The 11,537-nt window shown below is 60.8% G+C and carries 11 protein-coding genes and 1 pseudogene; 7 read left to right on the top strand and 5 right to left on the bottom strand.

Annotation, left to right across the window (positions count from 1 at the left end):
- Positions 1-63 precede the first annotated feature (63 nt).
- The 4 genes from B9Z49_RS01550 (at position 64) to B9Z49_RS01535 (ending at position 3,866) form a co-directional block, all read left to right on the top strand.
- Positions 64-1,005 carry a bifunctional hydroxymethylpyrimidine kinase/phosphomethylpyrimidine kinase gene (locus B9Z49_RS01550; protein ID WP_108351661.1) on the top strand — a complete coding sequence of 314 codons (942 nt, stop codon included), beginning with the start codon at positions 64-66 and terminating at the stop codon, positions 1,003-1,005.
- 8 nt (positions 1,006-1,013) lie between these two features.
- Complete coding sequence (gene hemL, locus B9Z49_RS01545; protein ID WP_108351660.1) at positions 1,014-2,309, top strand: glutamate-1-semialdehyde 2,1-aminomutase; 1,296 nt, start codon at positions 1,014-1,016, stop codon at positions 2,307-2,309.
- Positions 2,310-2,317: 8 nt separating this feature from the next.
- Entirely contained in the window at positions 2,318-2,776 is a 459-nt protein-coding gene (locus B9Z49_RS01540) for a hypothetical protein (RefSeq protein ID WP_108351659.1), read from the top strand.
- A 106-nt stretch (positions 2,777-2,882) separates the two neighbouring features.
- A complete protein-coding gene (locus B9Z49_RS01535) occupies positions 2,883-3,866 on the top strand; it encodes a tripartite tricarboxylate transporter substrate binding protein (protein WP_108351658.1) in 984 nt (327 codons plus the stop codon).
- An 11-nt stretch (positions 3,867-3,877) separates the two neighbouring features.
- Here B9Z49_RS01535 and B9Z49_RS01530 read toward each other — a convergent pair whose 3' ends face one another.
- Both B9Z49_RS01530 and B9Z49_RS01525 read right to left on the bottom strand, forming a co-directional pair.
- Positions 3,878-4,414: a TA system VapC family ribonuclease toxin gene (locus B9Z49_RS01530; RefSeq protein ID WP_108351657.1), complete on the bottom strand. Its 537-nt coding sequence runs from the start codon at positions 4,412-4,414 to the stop codon at positions 3,878-3,880.
- Positions 4,380-4,661: a hypothetical protein gene (locus B9Z49_RS01525; protein WP_108351656.1), complete on the bottom strand. Its 282-nt coding sequence runs from the start codon at positions 4,659-4,661 to the stop codon at positions 4,380-4,382. Before B9Z49_RS01525 ends, B9Z49_RS01530 begins: the two co-directional genes overlap by 35 nt.
- Before the next feature lie 149 nt (positions 4,662-4,810).
- On the opposite strand from B9Z49_RS01525, the gene B9Z49_RS01520 reads away from it, so the two are divergent.
- Positions 4,811-5,128, top strand: coding sequence for a DUF6172 family protein (locus B9Z49_RS01520; protein ID WP_108351655.1), 318 nt, complete (start codon positions 4,811-4,813; stop codon positions 5,126-5,128).
- Positions 5,129-5,225: 97 nt separating this feature from the next.
- On the opposite strand, the pseudogene B9Z49_RS21465 reads toward B9Z49_RS01520, so the two are convergent.
- The 3 genes and pseudogenes from B9Z49_RS21465 to B9Z49_RS01510 form a co-directional block, all read right to left on the bottom strand.
- A pseudogene (locus B9Z49_RS21465) lies at positions 5,226-5,366 on the bottom strand (VapC toxin family PIN domain ribonuclease); the annotation flags it as partial.
- An 8-nt stretch (positions 5,367-5,374) separates the two neighbouring features.
- Positions 5,375-6,619, bottom strand: a complete 1,245-nt coding sequence (locus B9Z49_RS01515) for an ATP-binding protein (protein ID WP_108351654.1) — start codon at positions 6,617-6,619, stop codon at positions 5,375-5,377.
- A 144-nt stretch (positions 6,620-6,763) separates the two neighbouring features.
- The gene (locus B9Z49_RS01510; RefSeq protein ID WP_108351653.1) at positions 6,764-7,684 is read right to left on the bottom strand and encodes a LysR family transcriptional regulator; all 921 of its coding nucleotides are present in this window, start codon (positions 7,682-7,684) and stop codon (positions 6,764-6,766) included.
- 163 nt (positions 7,685-7,847) lie between these two features.
- Between B9Z49_RS01510 and B9Z49_RS01505 the strand changes: the two genes are divergently transcribed.
- Together B9Z49_RS01505 and B9Z49_RS01500 are read left to right on the top strand one after the other, a co-directional pair.
- The gene (locus B9Z49_RS01505) at positions 7,848-9,995 is read left to right on the top strand and encodes an indolepyruvate ferredoxin oxidoreductase subunit alpha (RefSeq protein ID WP_108351652.1); all 2,148 of its coding nucleotides are present in this window, start codon (positions 7,848-7,850) and stop codon (positions 9,993-9,995) included.
- Positions 9,992-11,536 (top strand): indolepyruvate oxidoreductase subunit beta family protein, encoded by a 1,545-nt coding sequence (locus B9Z49_RS01500; RefSeq protein WP_108351651.1) that lies wholly within the window; start codon positions 9,992-9,994, stop codon positions 11,534-11,536. The genes B9Z49_RS01505 and B9Z49_RS01500 overlap by 4 nt, the downstream gene beginning before the upstream one ends.
- Position 11,537: the final 1 nt, after the last annotated feature.

The following is an 11,537-nucleotide window of genomic DNA, read 5'->3' as shown; positions in this document are numbered from 1 at the left end:
GTATCGGCCCATTCAACACGTGCCCTGTCTGTGGGGTGCCTTAGCCCTGACATTTGACCATCAATGACCGATCCCAAGCCCGCCAACACCGACATCGAACAACTTCTGGATGACGAAGAGTCGGCCAGTCTGGCCTGCGTGCTGTCTTTCAATGCCAACGACCCCAGTGGCGCAGGCGGCCTGAGCTGTGACTCAGTGGCCATGGCCTCGGTGGGGGCACATTGCATGCCCATCTGCACAGGCACGTATGTGCGGGACACCAGCGGCATCACCGACTTTTTTGCACTCGACGACGAAGCCGTGCACGACCAAGCCCGCGCCGTGGCCGAAGATGTGCCGATTCAGGTCATCAAAGTGGGCTTTGTCGGTACGCCCGAGAGTTTGGCAGTGATCGCCGAGTTGTCGGACGACTACGACGGTGTGCCCTTGGTGGCCTACATGCCCAACTTGTCGTGGTGGGAAGAAGACAAGATCGACGCCTATTTGGACGCTTTTCGCGAACTGCTGCTGCCGCAAACCAGCGTGCTGGTGGGCCACCACAGCACGCTGCGCCGCTGGCTGCTGCCCGACTGGAGCGGCGATCGCAACCCCGGCCCGCGCGACATCGCCAAAGCAGCGGCCGAGCTGGGCGTGCCCTACACCTTGGTGACCGGGCTGCCCTTGCCCGAGCAACACATCGACAATGTGCTGGCCTCGCCCGAAACCGTGCTGATCCACGAAAAGTTTGAACGCATCGAGGCGGTCTTTGCGGGTGCGGGCGACACGCTCACCGCTGCATTGGCCGCCTTGCTTGCCACCGGCATGGACCTGCCCGAAGCCACCAGCGAAGCCCTTCATTACCTGGACCGGTGCTTGGACGAAGGCTTTCGACCCGGCATGGGCCAAGTCATTCCGGACCGCCTGTTCTGGGCCCTGCCCGAAGGCGAAGAAACCGACGACGATGGCCCTGAAGTGCACCCCGGGGGGGATTATTTTGAAGTGCCTTTCAACGAAACCAAACACTGAGACCCGACATGACCGACCGCAACCAAGCCCTGTTTGACCGCGCCGCCCAAGTGATCCCCGGTGGCGTGAATTCGCCCGTGCGCGCTTTTCGCGCCGTGGGCGGCACACCCCGCTTTGTGCAGCGTGCCCAAGGTGCCTATTTTTGGGACGCCAACGGCCAAAAATACATCGACTACATCGGCTCTTGGGGCCCGATGATCCTGGGCCATGGCCACCCGGCCGTGCTCGAAGCGGTGCAAAAAGCTGCGCTGGACGGTTTCTCGTTTGGCGCGCCCACTGAACGCGAGATCGAGCTGGCCGAAGAAATTCTCAAGCATGTGCCGTCTATGGAGATGGTGCGCCTGGTCAGCTCGGGCACCGAAGCGGGCATGAGCGCGCTGCGCCTGGCACGCGGTGCCACCGGCCGCAGCAAGTTCATCAAATTTGAAGGCTGCTACCACGGCCATGCCGATGCGCTGCTGGTCAAAGCCGGCTCGGGCCTGGCCACCTTTGGCAACCCCACCAGCGCAGGCGTGCCGCCCGAAGTGGTGCGCGACACCTTGGTGCTGGAGTACAACAACATCGCAGCCCTGGAAGAAGCCTTTGCCCTGCACGGCAAGGAACTGGCCTGCGTGATGATCGAACCCATCGCGGGCAACATGAACTTTGTGCGCGCCAGCGTGCCCTTCATGAAGCGCTGCCGCGAGCTATGCACCGAGTACGGCGCGCTGCTCGTGTTTGACGAAGTGATGTCCGGTTTCCGCGTGGCCTTGGGCAGCGCCCAAAGCGTTTACGCCAAAGCCATTCCCGGCTTCAAGCCCGACATGACGGTGCTGGGCAAGGTGATTGGCGGCGGCATGCCGCTGGCCGCCTTTGGTGGCCCGCGCGAGATCATGTCCAAATTAGCCCCCACCGGCCCGGTCTACCAAGCGGGCACGCTCAGCGGCAACCCGGTGGCCACCGCCTGCGGCCTGACCACGCTGCGCGAGATCGCCGAGCCCGGCTTTTTTGACGCGCTCAGCGCCCGCACCCAAAGCCTGGTCGACGGACTCAAAGGTGCAGCGGCCAATGCGGGTGTGCCCTTCAGCGCCGACTGCCAAGGCGGCATGTTTGGTTTCTTCTTGCTGCCCGAGCTGGCGCAAAACTACGCCCAGGTCATGACCAGCGACAGCCCCAAGTTCAACAAGCTGTTCCACGGCTTGCTGGACGGCGGTGTCTACATCGCGCCCGCTTTGTACGAAGCTGGTTTTGTCAGCGCTGCCCACACCGAAGCCGACATCGCCGAGACGGTGCGGGTTGCGGCTGAAGTGTTCAAAACACTTTGAGCTCAACCATGAAGCGCCTGGTTTGCCTGATGGGCTTGAGTTTGGCTGGGCTGCATGCTCACGCCGAATTCGATGCCAGCCGCCTGTGGGTCAACGCCGGGTTTTACTCGGCACACTTTGACACCCACAAAAGTCTGCGCAATGCCAACCCAGGTATTGGCTTTGAATACGCCCTCCATGAAGACTGGAGCGTCACCGCTGGACGCTTCATCAACAGCGACAACGCCCACTCCAGTTACATCGGCGTTTATTACCAACCTTGGCGCCTGGGTTCGGTCAAGCTGGGCGTTGTGGCGGGGGCCTTCAATGGCTATCCCAAAGCTTTTGATGGCGGCTGGTTTCCGGCCGTCATCCCAACCGCCACGTTGGAAAGTGGGCACTGGGGTCTGAACGTGGCGCTGGTGCCGCCCCTCAAAGACCGGCTCTATGGCGCAGTCAGCTTTCAGCTCAAGTACCGCTTTCGTTGACACGGCACTGTCCAGCACACGACAAGTGCAGGGATACCATGGGTGCACAGCGCCTCAGAGCTCACCAATAATGGGCGATTGCCCGAAGACCCATGGAGACCCCCCTATGAACCCGTCACGCCGCCAACTGAACACCTTGCTGGGTGCCAGCCTTTTGAGTTTGGGGACTGCCCCTTTGGCCTGGGCGCAATCCGTAGCCAGCCAAGCGCCGCTCAAACTGATCGTGCCCTTCACTCCCGGCACCGGCATTGATCTGATCGCACGCACCCTGGGGCCCAAACTCTCGCAGCGCCTGAACCGTCCGGTGGTGGTTGAAAACCGCGTGGGTGCCTCCGGCAACATCGGCACCGAAGCGGTGGTCCGCGCCGCGCCCGATGGCGCCACCTTGTTGGTGAGCGTCAACACTTTGGTCATGAACCGGGCGCTGTACCCGGGCCTGAGTTTTGACGCGGTGAAAGACCTGACCTCCGTGTCGCAAACTAGCTGGGGACAACTGCTGCTGGTGACCCACCCCAAAACCGGCTACAAAACCGCCGGCGAATTGGTGCAAGCTGCACGCCAGCAGCCGGGTCGGATCAATTACGCATCGCCCGGCGTGGGCACGCCGCACCACTTGTCGATGGAGTTGTTCAAAAACACGGCACGGGTGTTTCTCACGCACATCCCCTATCGGGGCACTGGCCCGGCCGTGACCGATTTGCTCGGTGGCCAGGTGGACGCGATGTTCCTGCCCATCCATGTGGCTTTGCCCCACATCCGCTCCGGCCGCATGGTGGCCCTGGGCATTGGCAGTGACAAGCGCCACGCCCTGCTGCCCGATTTGCCCACCCTGGCCGAAGCCAAAGCGGGCAACGTGAACGTGGACATGTGGTACGGCGTCTTTGCCCCCAAAGGCACGCCTGCCGACATCGTCAACTTGTACAACCGCGAGATCAACCAATTGCTTGGCGGAGAAGACGTGCAAAAAGCATTTCTCTCGCAAGGCATGGACCCCAGCGGCAGCACCCCTCAAGCCTTTGCCCAACTGGTCGAGCGCGACGCCGAACGCTGGGCACGCCTGATCAAGGACCAAGGCATCAAGGCCGACTGATGTGTGCGCGCTCAGGGCGCGCTGTCTGGGTCGGTGGGGGTGCTGGAGTCCGTGGGCAACACCAGGCAGCGCTTCAGCCCAAAGCGCTCAAAGTCGCGGTCAAACGTGACCATGCGCAGGTCCGACGCTTCGGCCGTTGCGGCAAAACACAGGTCTGTCCAAAGACGGCTGGGCAAGGGCGCAGAGGCACTCCCCGTCAAGCGAACCAACGCCTCGTCAAAACCCGGTGTTTCGGGCAAAAAAGACACTTGAGGGGTGTCCAACCACTTGCGGTAAACGTCCAGCGCTTGGTGAATCGTCATGACATCTGGGCCCATCACACGGGGCTGCACCAGCAAGCGCACCAAGCCCATCATGGTGCCACGACTGAACCACAAAGGCGTGCCACTTTCGCATGCCGACTGCCAATAACGCGATGCCAATGCATGGAACTCGTGCGATCGGTAAGACAAGATCAACCAGACATTCACGTCCAGAAAATCGCCCGAGGACAAACGCCAGCTGGGCGTTGCCTCAGCGACGCGCCATGAATTGGATGGCTCGCTCATCGTCGTCCTCGTTCATGATTTCATACAAAGCGGCATTGCTCATGAAATGCACTGGCCTTGCCGCTGGATCGGTTGAACCAAATACGGGCCTGGCATCAAACCGTTTTTGCGGGTCCACCACCTCGCGGGCGGTCAAGCCCCGCTCCACCAGCTCAATGACCAGGTCGCGCAGGGTCCGGCCCTCTTGGGCGGCCCGGGTTTTGAGGTGCTTGAACAGCGCGTCGGGAAAATCAAGTGAAGTTCGCATGTCTGCATTTTTGCATAAATGCATAAAATGCGCAAGGGCTTTCCCCTGACTGCCCGTGCACCAGACCAGAGCTGGCCCAGCAAAACAGCGATAATCCGCCACTGCATTCACGTCCGGACCGGGCGCTTGCCCAGCCCCTAGGACCCTCCATGAAAAAGAACTTTCCCCTGCAAGCCGAAGGCAAGCACCCCGACCGTGTGCTCGAAGCCGTCAAGCACGAGATCCGCAAATACTTCAAACGCGAACGCAACCGCGACGTGCCCAAAGGCGTGGACTTTTGGGACTTTGACTGCAAAGTGGGCTTGAGCGCCGACACCGCCGAAGTGGTGCGGGTCAGCGGCGTGATCGAAGCCGTGGACACCGCTGCCAAAGCCGGTGCGGCATTGGTGTATGTGGAAATTTTGAGCAAGCACGGTGTGCGCGTGATCAAGGCGCAAGACGACCAAGAGCCACAACAAGACGTTTGATATTGAAAAAGTAGATATTTAGGTTCTGCGTCATGAATCATGGAGCCTACAAGTAGTCTCGGTTGTCAATCACTTAGACAACCTGCAGTTGGCTCCACTACGCCAACAAGCGCGCCTTCCGTTTTTGGGCCTTCAGCAGCTGGATAGCCTGCTGGTCAAATGACACAAACTCGGTGCCGCCCAGCAGCTCACCCTCGGCTGCAATCACCCCGTCGGCAAAGTCGCCGCCCCTGTCCAGCTGCGGCGTCAAGGCTCAACAATCCCCAACACCCGCCCCACATCCAAAAGCCCAATCACCTGCGCAATGTCCGACAGCGGCCAGCTGCTTGACACAGGAGCCACCACATAAGCGCGGCTGACTTGCAGGTCGGCGCAGGCGTTCCAGAAGCCTTTGGTCACGCGGGGGGCGTCGGAGAGCTTGATTTCAAACCCCAAGCGCTCTTGCCCCGTGTCGACCACGGCGTCGAGTTCGGCCCCGGCGGCGGTTCGGAAAAAGTGCAGACTCGCGTTGCCACCCGCGACCAAAGGCAGCAAGGCGGCGATGTGGTTGACCACCAGCCCTTCCCAAGAAAACCCCGACATGGGATGGCCTTGCAGGTCTTGCGCGTTGCCTATGCCCAGCAGGGCGTGCAGCAAGCCCGTGTCGCGGAAATACACCTTGGGCGACTTGACCAGACGCTTGCCCAAATTCACGTAGTAGGGCTCAACTTTGCGCACGATCAGGGCATCACAAAAGATGTCGAGGTAGCGGCCCACAGTGATGGGTGAAATGCCGCCCATGGCCACGGCCAGCGCCGAGGCGTTGAAAAGCTGCCCATGCTGGTGAGCCAGCATGCGCAAAAAACGCCACAAGGTTTCGCTGGGAATGTGAATGCCCAAGCTGGGCAAGTCACGCCGGACCACCGATTGCAAGTAATCGTTGCGCCAGCGCAGAGATTGCGCGTCCGTTTTGGCCAAACAACTCAAGGGCATACCACCCCGCTGCCAATGCGATTGCAGGGCCAACAACTGCTGCGTGTCCTTGTGTGCAGAATCGCTGGTGGCTTCTTGATGGGCGGCCCCTCCAGGTGGAACTTTGGCCTGGACTTCGGACCACAGCAAAGGCGGCAACTCCAGGTAACTGACCCGCCCAGCCAACGATTCAGCTGTTTGCCTGAGCAATACCCCACTGGCAGAACCCAGCAACAAGAAACGCCCAGGCCGTCGGTCCGCGTCGATTTCGGGGCGCAGCTGCACAAACAAGTCGGGCATGGTTTGCACTTCGTCGATGACCACCAGGTGGTCACGGTGCGCAGCAAAAAATGCAGCAGGGTTGTCAAGTTTGGCCCGGTCAGCCGGAAGTTCCAGATCCAGAAACACCGCGCCTGGCGTTTGCGCCGCCACCTGCCGCGCCAAGGTGGACTTGCCTACTTGGCGAGCGCCCAGCAGGACAACACCTGGATAAAAGGACAATCTGTCCGACAAATCCACCATGAAAATTCGATCAATCATCCTTGTATTTTGATAGTTTAAATATCAAAATGCAAGAATAAATTCAGGCATCTTAAAATAGATAGTCAATCCATCGCCCACCCAGCCATGGCTGATCCACCCCCTAACCCTATAGAGATTCATGTCGATACTCAAGCCCCCAAGCTACACATCCAACCGCCTGAACAGCCGCTCGATGACCCGCCGCATCCACTGCTGATCCGAGTCCTGCTCGGTGCTGCTGTGCCAAACCAGGTTCACCTCATACGCAGGCGCGTCTTCAATCGTCCACATCTGCAGCTGCACGCGCTGGCTCAACTCGCGGGCGTACATCTCGGGCACGATGCACAGCAAATCGGTGTTTTGCGCCAGTTCGGCAATCGCGCCAAAGTGCCGGGGGCGCACCAGAATGCGGTCTTGCAGTTTCATGCCTGTTAGCATTTTTTCCACGCTGCCGTGGAAGGTCGCCGTGGGCGAGACCACCAAAAAATGCGCTTGCGCCAATTGCGCAGGGCTGAGGGTGCGGCCGCGCCCACGGGGTGTGGGTGACCAGTCTTTGGAAGAGATGGCCATGTAGCGCTCTTTGAACAGCAACTGGCTGCGTATGCCCCGGTGCTGCGGTTTGAGGATGCCAATAGCCATGTCGATGTCACGCGACTCCAGGGCCGCCGCCACTTGGGATGCATCCACCGACACATTAGACAAACTCGCTTGCGGCGATTCTTGGCGGAGCGACGAGGCTAGGCGCGGCAAGAACAAAATTTCGCCCAGGTCGGACAAAGACAAACGCCAATGGCGGTGACTGCTTTGGGCGTTGAAAGGCTGGTGGTTGAGCACCAGGCTTTCCATGGCCAGCAACTGCGACTGCATGGCCGGTGCCAGCTGCTCACACAAGCGGGTGGGCTGTAGCCCGACGGGTGAGCGCACAAACAACTCATCGCCAAAAAATTCTCGCAAACGCGCCAGCGCATTGCTGGTGGCGGGCTGCGACAAGGCCAGCGCTTTGCCCGCGGCTGTGACAGACCGGGTGCGGTGGATGGCCACCAACACACGCAAAAGGTTCAGGTCGAGTTGTCGGAAATTCATGCTTTGCCCATGGTTTATGTGAATAAGGGTTGTTACCAGTTATTCACAACGTCAATGTAGCGCATTGGAAGAATCCATTTGCCGTGATGCCCGCACTGGCCTAAATTGTCCCCTCTTAATCAAGCGACACCACGGGACAAGGTCCCCATGAAAGGTTTTGGGCATGGCTGAACGCTCATTTGTGCAAGAGGTGCAAAAACTGCGCTTGGGCGATGGCGACGAGTTCCACGGCGAGGGCATTCTGGCCGTCACCAAGGCCTTGCTGCAGTCGGGCGTGTCGTATGTGGCGGGCTACCAGGGCGCGCCGATCTCGCACCTGATGGATGTGCTGACCGACGCCAACGACATCCTGCAAGAGCTGGGGGTGCATTTCGAGCACAGCGCCTCAGAGGCCACGGCCGCAGCCACATTGGCCGCCTCGGTTAATTACCCGTTGCGCGGTGCGGTCACCTTCAAATCGACTGTGGGCACCAATGTGGCCTCTGACGCGCTGGCCAACCTGGCTTCGGGTGGCGTGACTGGCGGTGCCATGCTGATCGTGGGTGAGGACTACGGCGAGGGCTCCAGCATCATGCAAGAGCGCTCGCACGCTTTTGCCATGAAGTCGCAGGTCTGGCTGATCGATCCACGCCCCAATTTGCCCAGCATCGTTCATGCCGTAGAAAAAGGTTTCGAGCTGTCCGAGGCCAGCAACACACCGGTGATGCTGGAGCTGCGCATCCGCGCCTGCCATGTGCATGGCCGGTTTCCCACCCGCGACAACGTGCGGCCCAGCTTCACCCTCAAAGACGCCATTGAAAACCCCAAGCGCGATGTCAACCGCATCGTGCTGCCGCCCGCCAGCTATTTGCACGAGCAAGAAAAAACCCACACGCGCTGGCCAGCGGCCCTGAAGTTCATTCAGGAGCACCAGCTCAACGAATTCTTTTCGGAAGGTGCGCAAGACTTTGGCATCGTGATGCAAGGTGGCCTGTACAACGGCGTGGTGCGGGCGCTGCAACTGCTGGGCCTGGCCGACGACTTCGGGCAGACCGATATTCCGCTGTATGTGCTGAACATCACCTACCCTTTGGTCGACGAAGAATTCAAACGCTTTTGCACGGGCAAGCGCGGCCTGCTGGTGGTGGAAGAAGGCCAGCCCGACTTCATCGAGCAAAACATCCACAGCATCTTGCACAAGGCCGACCTGAACATTCGGGTGCACGGCAAAGACGTGCTGCCCATGGGCGGCGAATACACTGGCGGAGTCTTGCTGAAAGGCATCCGGGCGTTCATTGGGCAATACGCGGCGCAACTGCTGCCAGCAACGGTGCCCGCCGTGCAGGCGAGCAACCAACTGGCGATCAGCGAAGCGGTGGCCCAAGTGCACCCTCGCCCACCGTCTTTTTGTACCGGTTGCCCCGAGCGGCCCATCTTCACGGCCATCAAGATGATCGAAAAAGAGCTGGGCCAGCACCATGTGAGCTGCGACATCGGCTGCCACTTGTTTTCGATCCTGCCGCCCTTCAACATCGGTGCCACCACCATGGGCTATGGCCTGGGCTGGGCGGGCGCATCGGCCTTCAACACCAGCGAGACCAGCAAACGCACCGTCTCGATCATGGGCGACGGCGGTTTCTGGCATAACGGCCTGACCAGCGGCGTGGGCAACGCGGTGTTCAACCAGTCCGACAACTTGTTGCTGGTGGTGGACAACGGTTATTCGGCCGCCACGGGCGGGCAAGACGTGCTGTCGTCCAAGGCCATCAACCCGATCCGCAACACCAACAACCCGATTGAAAAAGCCGTGCGCGGCGTGGGCGTGGAGTGGGTTAAGACGGTCACCAACACCTACAGCCTGGACCAAATGCGCCAGGCCCTGCGGGACGCCCTGACCACAAAAGAACAAGGCCCCAAGGTCATCGTGGCGCAAAGTGAATGCATGCTCAACCGCCAACGCCGCGTCAAACCGCTGATTCGCCAGCGCATTCAGAAAGGTGAACGCGTGGTGCGAGAGCGCTTTGGCATTGACCCCGACACCTGCACCGGCGACCACTCGTGCATTCGATTGTCGGGCTGCCCCTCGCTCAGCATCAAGCCCAACCCCGACCCACTGCGCCAAGATCCGGTGGCGGCCGTGGCCGACAGCTGCGTGGGCTGTGGCCTGTGCGGCGAGGTCGCGCACGCTGCGAAGCTTTGCCCGTCGTTTTACCGGGCTGAGATCATCAACAACCCCAACGCCTGGGACCGCTTCAAACAAGGCTTGCGTGAGCGTGTGATCGGTTGGTTGCAAAACCGCATCGAGCGCCGATTGGAAGGCATTGCCGCATGAACGACACCGCCCCAACCCCAAGCATCATCAGCCTGGCCATTTTGGCCATGGGCGGTGAAGGCGGTGGCGTGCTGGCCGACTGGCTGGTCGACCTGGCCGAACACAACGGCCATTGGGCCCAGACCACCTCGGTGCCCGGCGTGGCGCAGCGCACCGGAGCCACCATCTATTACATCGAGATGTACCCGCAATCGGCATCGCCTTCAGGGCAAATGCCGGTGATGGCGCTCAGCCCGTTTCCGGGCGAAGTCGACATCGTGCTGGCCTCCGAATTGATGGAAGCTGGTCGCGCCCTGCAACGCGGGCTGGTGGACCCCCACAAAACCACCTTCATCGCGTCCTCGCACCGCGTCTATTCCATGACCGAGCGCACCGCCATGGGCGATGGCCGTGTGGACGAAGCCAAGCTGTTGGCGGGAGCGCAGGCTGCCGCACGGCAGTTCATCAGCGCCGACTTTGCCCAACTGGCCGAACAAACCGGCAGCCTGATAGCGCCTGCCTTGTACGGCGCGCTGGCGGCCAGCCAGCGCCTGCCGTTTTCAAGGGCGCAATTCGAAGCCACCATCGAGCGCAGTGGCGTGGGCGTGAAAACCAGCCTCAAGGCTTTTGCCGCAGGCTTTGATGCCGCCATACAGGTGCTGCAACCCGGCACGTCCAGCGTGGCCGATGCCACCCCTGTGGCTTTGCCTTTGCACCGCCAAGTCGGCCCCAAGCTGCAGGCCTTGGCGCAAAGTCTGGAGGGCGCGTTCGCCCCGGCAGTACACGAGGTCATCGCCTCGGGTTTGACGCGGCTGGCCGATTACCAAGATGTGGCTTATGCCACCCTGTATGCAAAGCGTTTACAAGAGATGGCTGGGGCGCTGGCATCGTCAAACACAGCCACAAGTCAGGCCGAAGAGATCCTGCGCGAAGGCGCTCGGCACCTGGCCCTGTGGATGTCTTACGAAGACACGGTGCGCGTGGCCGATTTGAAAACCCGCCGCTCACGTTTTGCACGCGTGAGCCAAGAAGTGAGCCTGAGCGAAAATCAGCTGATCGACATCCACGAATTCATGCACCCACGCCTGGAAGAAATTGCCGACACCCTGCCTGCGGGCCTGGGCCGCTGGTTGCTGGGCTCCAAGACAGCCCGCGCCGTGGTCGGCCGTTTCACGCAAAAAGGGCGCGTGGTGCAAACCAGCTCGCTGCGGGGATTTTTGCTGCTGTATGGCGTGGCCAGTCTGCGCAGTATCAGGCCGGTGTCTTTGCGTTACCAAACCGAGCAACAACGCATCCAAGTCTGGTGGGCGCAAGCCATGCGCCTCTTGCCCCAGTATGCCGACCTGGCCCTGGAGGTGCTGCATGCGCAGCAGCTGGTCAAAGGCTACGGCGACACCCACGCACGCGGCTGGCGGCATTTTGAAAAACTCATGACCACTTTGCCACGCCTTCAACAATTGCCGGATGCGGCCAACCGCCTGAGCGCCCTGCGCAAAGCAGCCTTGGCAGACGACAGTGGCCTGGCGCTGGATCAGGCCGTGAAACAACTGGCACCTGCGTGAC

The sequence above is a fragment of the Limnohabitans sp. 2KL-51 genome (assembly GCF_003063645.1).
Taxonomy (GTDB): domain Bacteria; phylum Pseudomonadota; class Gammaproteobacteria; order Burkholderiales; family Burkholderiaceae_C; genus Limnohabitans_A.
The sequence above is the reverse complement of the archived record's forward strand: the minus strand, read 5'-3'. Positions and strand labels throughout refer to the sequence as shown.

What these genes read in the sequence shown, in the direction of transcription:
- B9Z49_RS01550 (WP_108351661.1), top strand. Translation starts at nt 64, where the DNA reads ATGACCGATCCCAAGCCCGCCAACACCGACATCGAACAACTTCTGGAT.
- hemL (WP_108351660.1), top strand. Translation starts at nt 1,014, where the DNA reads ATGACCGACCGCAACCAAGCCCTGTTTGACCGCGCCGCCCAAGTGATC.
- B9Z49_RS01540 (WP_108351659.1), top strand. Translation starts at nt 2,318, where the DNA reads ATGAAGCGCCTGGTTTGCCTGATGGGCTTGAGTTTGGCTGGGCTGCAT.
- B9Z49_RS01535 (WP_108351658.1), top strand. Translation starts at nt 2,883, where the DNA reads ATGAACCCGTCACGCCGCCAACTGAACACCTTGCTGGGTGCCAGCCTT.
- B9Z49_RS01530 (WP_108351657.1), bottom strand. Translation starts at nt 4,414, where the DNA reads ATGAGCGAGCCATCCAATTCATGGCGCGTCGCTGAGGCAACGCCCAGC.
- B9Z49_RS01525 (WP_108351656.1), bottom strand. Translation starts at nt 4,661, where the DNA reads ATGCGAACTTCACTTGATTTTCCCGACGCGCTGTTCAAGCACCTCAAA.
- B9Z49_RS01520 (WP_108351655.1), top strand. Translation starts at nt 4,811, where the DNA reads ATGAAAAAGAACTTTCCCCTGCAAGCCGAAGGCAAGCACCCCGACCGT.
- B9Z49_RS01515 (WP_108351654.1), bottom strand. Translation starts at nt 6,619, where the DNA reads ATGATTGATCGAATTTTCATGGTGGATTTGTCGGACAGATTGTCCTTT.
- B9Z49_RS01510 (WP_108351653.1), bottom strand. Translation starts at nt 7,684, where the DNA reads ATGAATTTCCGACAACTCGACCTGAACCTTTTGCGTGTGTTGGTGGCC.
- B9Z49_RS01505 (WP_108351652.1), top strand. Translation starts at nt 7,848, where the DNA reads ATGGCTGAACGCTCATTTGTGCAAGAGGTGCAAAAACTGCGCTTGGGC.
- B9Z49_RS01500 (WP_108351651.1), top strand. Translation starts at nt 9,992, where the DNA reads ATGAACGACACCGCCCCAACCCCAAGCATCATCAGCCTGGCCATTTTG.